We start from the raw sequence: 5,206 nt of genomic DNA on the forward strand, positions 1-5,206 counted from the left end.
GGTAGGCGCCCCCATTGAGGACTGGCGCGCAGGCTTTGAAACAATGGCCGCCGCATTTGATCTCCCAGCAGACGCCCATACGGAGCCGGTCGATGCTGATGGGGTTGCCGGGCTAAAAGTGTCGGCCCCAGGCTCCCGGGAGGACCGCATCATCCTGCATTTCCACAGCGGCGGTTATGTGATGGGATCGTCTTCGGCCTACCGAAACTTCGCATACCGGCTTTCTGCGGCAACAGGCTCAGGGGTCATTGTGCCTGACTATCGACTGTCGCCTGAGAATGCTTTTCCGGCACCTGTAGAAGACGCCAGAACCGTTTACCTGTGGGCGCTGAACCAGTGGGCGCCGTCTCAGATCGTGATCAGCGGAGACTCAGCGGGAGGCGGTCTCGCCATGGCAACACTGATGGCATTGCGCGACGCTGGGGACCCGCGCCCGGCCGCCGGCGTCGCAATCTCCCCGCTTCTTGATCTCGCAGGCGAGGGCGAATCAGCCATCACTAATGCGAAGAGCGATCCGTTGATCGACCGTGCGATGGTCGTCAACATGGGCAAGGTCTACATCGGCGACACCGATCCCCACGAAGCGCCGTACTGCTCACCGGTATGGGGTGAGCACCATGATCTTCCGCCGGTTCTGCTTCTGGCAAGCAACTCGGAGGTGCTTCGCGACGACTCGGTACGATTCGCCGAAAGCGTCCGAACTGCCGGCGGATCCGTAGAATTGTCCCTGACTGAAGGCATGGTCCATATCTGGACATTTTTCCCGATGCTTGATCAAGCAGGCGCCAGCCTCACTGTCATCGGAGATTTCGTGCGTACCCATCTCAACCATGGACCATCTGTGTGACGGCCGGATCGATCATCAACATGGGCTCAGTCGGATCACTTGTCGGGTTGCCCGGCGCCTCCTCATACACGGCAGCCAAGCACGCCATACTCGGACTTATCCGGACGGCCGCGGTCGAATATGCCGGCCGTCGTGTACGCGTCAATTTGGTCACACCGGGATATGTCAATACCACGATTTCGTCCCGTAGCACCGCACAGAAGAACGTCCTCGCGGCAAAGCATCCGATAGCACGCCTGGCCAGCTCAGCCGAAGTTGCGGCGGTCGTTAGTTTTCTTGCGTCAAACGACGCGTCATTCGTGACTGGAGCTAACTACTCCGTCAACGGCGGCTACACGGCGATCTGAAGTGGCGGGGAGCCGTCGGCAGCCCCTATGGCTGCGGGAAATTGAGCACCGGCACGCCCGCCGTTCCAGGAGCCCGAAAAAGGTGTGCAACAGGTGGCGTGGCGTTGTCCAGTTTTTCGGTGACCGTCAGCGGTCCTCCCGGCCGACGGTGCCCCCAACAGCAAGCAACGCCTGCTTAGTGCTGCTGTGGAGGTCGCGTCGAATGACAGGTTGAGAGCGCTTCCGAGCCGTCCTGGACCGGCAGGTAAAAGGAATCTCAAGAGACTCTTCAGATTCCTGTGAAATTGCGGCTACTATAGTCATAGACAATTAATCGACCAACCGTTTGGTTGAGAGGATGGATGCAATGAATAGCGACGATAACGCCCACGCGGTTGAGGACTTCGCGGTTAGGGCCGAGGCTTGGCTGGCTGCCAATGTTCCCACCCGATGGCGCGAACACCGGGGCGCCCTGAGCAACACAGAAGCCGACGAATTCCGGCGTGAATGGGACCGCCAACTAAGCGCCGGGGGGTTCGCTGGCCTCGGGCTGCCGAAAGAGTTCGGAGGGCAAGGACTTGGACTCGCGGAAGAGGTCGTGTTTCACGTCCTGGCGGCAAAAGCTCAGGCCCCGGATGGATTGGCGCGGGTGGGCAAAATTCTCACGGCCCCCATGCTGGTGTCGCACGGGACAGAGGCCCAGCGAGCCAAGTACTTGCCTAAAATCCTCAGCGGCGAAGAGGTCTGGTGCCAGGGATTCTCTGAGCCCGGTGCCGGGTCGGACTTGGCCGGGGTCTCGACAATCGCCAGAAAGACCGAAGGCGGGTATCTGATTTCTGGCCGCAAGACGTGGACAAGTTTCGTCCAGCACGCCTCCCGTTGCCTGGTCCTTGCCCAAACAGATCGAGGGGCTCCGCGGTATAAGAACCTCGGGATGTTCCTAGTCGACATGAATCAGCCGGGCGTTCTGGTCAATGACATCAAACAGATCTCTGGCGCCGTACACTTCGCCGAAGTGCAGTTCGAAGACACGTTTGTCGCCGAAGACGACAGAGTCGGAGAAGAAGGCGACGGCTGGGCCATCGCGATGAAGGTGCTCACGGACGAGCGGGGTGGCACCGAGACTGCCACCCGGTACGTGGAAATCCGAGCAGATATGGATCTGCTACTTGCGTCGTGCGCTGGCCGTCCGGAATTGGCCGGCGAACTCGAGGACCTCGACATCCGAACGGAGCTGCTCCGCTGGCAGCTTTCCAAGGTTGTCGACCTCGAGTCGGGCCATGGCAGCGAGTTCTGGCGGGCAGTCTCAATTCTCAAGGTGCTTTGGAGCGAGCTGTGGCAAGATGTCGCCCGCCTCGGGCTACGAGCGATGGTGCCCGGGGACCGGGAACACTGGAGAAACCAATATTTGGAATCTAAAGCCGTGAGTATCTATTCCGGAACCAACGAAATCCAGCGAAACATCATTTCCGAACGAGTACTGAGGCTGCCGCGATGAACAATTCAATCACCACTGTTGCAGGAGAGCTGGGACAGATCTCGAGCGAGGCCATCAAGGACCTCATCTTTCATGCGACCGGCAATAGCAACATAGCAACGTACGCTGAAGGGCCCACCCCGCTGTCTTGGGACCTTATCGCCGAGGGAGGATGGGACGAGATCGGAATCGTTGAAGACGGCGAAGGCGCTACGCTCCGGGACCTCGTAGATGTGGCCCGAACGTGGGGGCGTGGGTGCATCCAACTCCCGCTGGTAGCCACGATTTTGGCCAAGCGGCATTCAGTGGTGGCCCGCGGCATCGACGGACCGGTCACCCTTGCACTTCCGTCAGCCACGCTTCCAGCCGGGACCTCTTACATCCCTTTCGGTCAAGATCCAACTACACCCATATTGGCGGGTCTCGGGTCAGCTGCCGAGTCTGTCACCAGCGGACGGCCCGGAGCGGTCGAGGACACCCTAGCTATCACGCTGCGCGGAATCGAAGCGAATGTCGAATCCACCTTGTCGCCTGTAGCTGCCCGTGAGATCGCCGTGGTTCTCGCGGCCGAGGCGGTCGGCGCCGCCGAGCGCATGTTGGACGATGCGGTGGCCTTCGCGAAGGAACGCAAGCAGTTCGGGAAGCCAATTGGCTCGTTCCAAGCCGTCAAACACCATCTCGCCAACGCCTTGATTGCTGTGGAAATGGGCGAGACTGCCACAATTTGGGCAAGCACGCAGGAAGAAGAGGCCTTTCGAGGGTCTGCATTTGCGGTGAATCAGGCTATCAAGGCTGCCGAGTTGGCCCTCCAGGTCCACGGAGGGCTTGGATTCACGTGGGAAATGGGGCTCCACTTCTATTTGCGTCACATGCTGGCCGTACGAGAAATCATCCAGGGACTGCGTGAACAGCATGCGTGAAGCCGTCATAGTCGCCACCGCACGTTCTCCTATTGGCAAAGCCTTCAAAGGGTCATTGAAGGACCTGCGCGCCGATGACATCCTGCTTCAAATATCGAATGCCGCGTTGGCGCAGGTGCCCCAGCTGGACCCTCGGGACATAGACGAAGTGCTTCTTGGATGTAGTCTGGCGGCTGGCGAACAGGGTGGTAATCTGGCTCGACTCTTGCCCATCCTGCTCGGACTGGACAACGTTCCCGGCACCACCGTTAATAAATACTGCGCTTCCAGCATGCAGACTACGCGGATGGCAGATCAAGCCATTCGGTCCGGTGATGGAGAGATATTCCTGTCGCTGGGGCTGGAAATGGTTTCGCGTGTTGCGTCCCCCGACCCCACGCCGGAACAACGGAACCCCATATTCGTTTCCCGACCGGTCATTAGCCCTTGGACCGATCCCCGCGAGACCGGCGGGGTCCCCGACGCGTTCATCTCCATGGGTGAAACAGCGGAAAACGTAGCCAGTATCCATGGCGTGACACGTTCCGAAATGGACGAGTTCTCCCTTAGGAGCCAGCAACTTGCAGCCCAGCGTCAGACGGAAGGATTCTGGGACGCGGACATTACACCGGTCCGCCTTCCAGACGGAACAAGAATCGACCGTGATGACAGCCCCCGGCCTGGCACCACCTTGGAGGGTCTATCGGGACTTGAACCCGTCTTTCGCGAGGGCGGCTCCATCACCGCCGGGAATTCCTGCCCCCTCAACGACGGCGCTGCCGCATTGATCATCATGAGCTCTGACCGCGCAAATGAGCTAGGAATTCGGCCATTGGCCAAAATACTTTCCACAGCAAGTTCCGCGCTGTCGCCGGAGATCATGGGACTGGGGCCGGTTGAAGCGAGCCGAAAGGCTCTCAAGGTCGCAGGCCTAACGGCCAATGACATTGATTTGGTCGAGATCAACGAGGCCTTTGCTGCCCAGGTCATCCCTTCCTACAAGGAACTCGGCTTCCCCCTTGAGAAGGTCAACGTCAATGGCGGGGCAATCGCTTTGGGACACCCCTTCGGAATGTCCGGGGCACGCATTACGACTACGCTCCTGAACTCCCTCCGTTGGCACAACAAGAAATACGGACTCCAGACAATGTGCGTGGCAGGTGGCCAAGGCATGGCGATGATCGTTGAGCTCCTGGAGCCTTAAACCGGTGGTGGCCCCAACCCAAGGCTCCAGGAGCTCAACGACCCACGAGTGTTGGACTCCATTGATAGATTTTCAAGCTTGCCTTTCGGGTTCCCCATCAGCCACGGCGATGTAACGACTTCGCGAGGTACTCCGTTCACTGGACTCGGACGGTCCGAGCTTTAACTATCAGCCGTACGAAACTTTGCTGGCAGCTCGGCTTGCTGCAGTATCATCATCGACCCGCGTGGCAGCCGGTCTGCGATGCCGCTCATTGTGCGCGCTACTAGGCGTTAGGTCCAGGGGACCGTCACCCTCTTGGTGACGACCCGAGTTAAGCAACAAGAGTCAGTTGTGCCCGGCTGCGGAATCCAGCCAATAGGGCATATTACATGTTTGAGGGAGAGTGAACGTGACACGTATTGGCATTGTGGCCGAGTTGGGTCGCGAGACGAGGGTGGCGGCAACGCCTGC

At 59.4% G+C, this 5,206-nt stretch carries 5 protein-coding genes; all 5 read left to right on the plus strand.

Annotated features, from left to right (window positions below):
* A partial coding sequence (locus PV761_RS24000) for an alpha/beta hydrolase (RefSeq protein ID WP_347900021.1) occupies positions 1-847 on the plus strand: 847 nt, incomplete at its 5' end.
* Positions 844-1,194, plus strand: coding sequence for an SDR family oxidoreductase (locus PV761_RS24005; protein ID WP_347900022.1), 351 nt, complete (start codon positions 844-846; stop codon positions 1,192-1,194). The genes PV761_RS24000 and PV761_RS24005, both read left to right, overlap by 4 nt.
* 346 nt (positions 1,195-1,540) lie before the next feature.
* The gene (locus PV761_RS24010) at positions 1,541-2,671 is read left to right on the plus strand and encodes an acyl-CoA dehydrogenase family protein (protein ID WP_347900023.1); all 1,131 of its coding nucleotides are present in this window, start codon (positions 1,541-1,543) and stop codon (positions 2,669-2,671) included.
* Entirely contained in the window at positions 2,668-3,570 is a 903-nt protein-coding gene (locus tag PV761_RS24015; RefSeq protein WP_347900024.1) for an acyl-CoA dehydrogenase family protein, read from the plus strand. The genes PV761_RS24010 and PV761_RS24015 overlap by 4 nt, the downstream gene beginning before the upstream one ends.
* Positions 3,563-4,753 carry an acetyl-CoA C-acetyltransferase gene (locus PV761_RS24020; protein WP_347900025.1) on the plus strand — a complete coding sequence of 397 codons (1,191 nt, stop codon included), beginning with the start codon at positions 3,563-3,565 and terminating at the stop codon, positions 4,751-4,753. The genes PV761_RS24015 and PV761_RS24020 overlap by 8 nt, the downstream gene beginning before the upstream one ends.
* Positions 4,754-5,206 lie beyond the last annotated feature (453 nt).

The sequence above is a fragment of the Arthrobacter sp. CC3 genome, assembly GCF_039907775.1.
Taxonomy (GTDB): Bacteria; Actinomycetota; Actinomycetes; order Actinomycetales; family Micrococcaceae; genus Arthrobacter.

Bases quoted from the DNA above. Each gene is read 5' to 3' on its own strand.
- PV761_RS24015 (WP_347900024.1), top strand. From the start codon at position 2,668: ATGAACAATTCAATCACCACTGTTGCAGGAGAGCTGGGACAGATCTCG.
- PV761_RS24010 (WP_347900023.1), top strand. From the start codon at position 1,541: ATGAATAGCGACGATAACGCCCACGCGGTTGAGGACTTCGCGGTTAGG.
- PV761_RS24020 (WP_347900025.1), top strand. From the start codon at position 3,563: ATGCGTGAAGCCGTCATAGTCGCCACCGCACGTTCTCCTATTGGCAAA.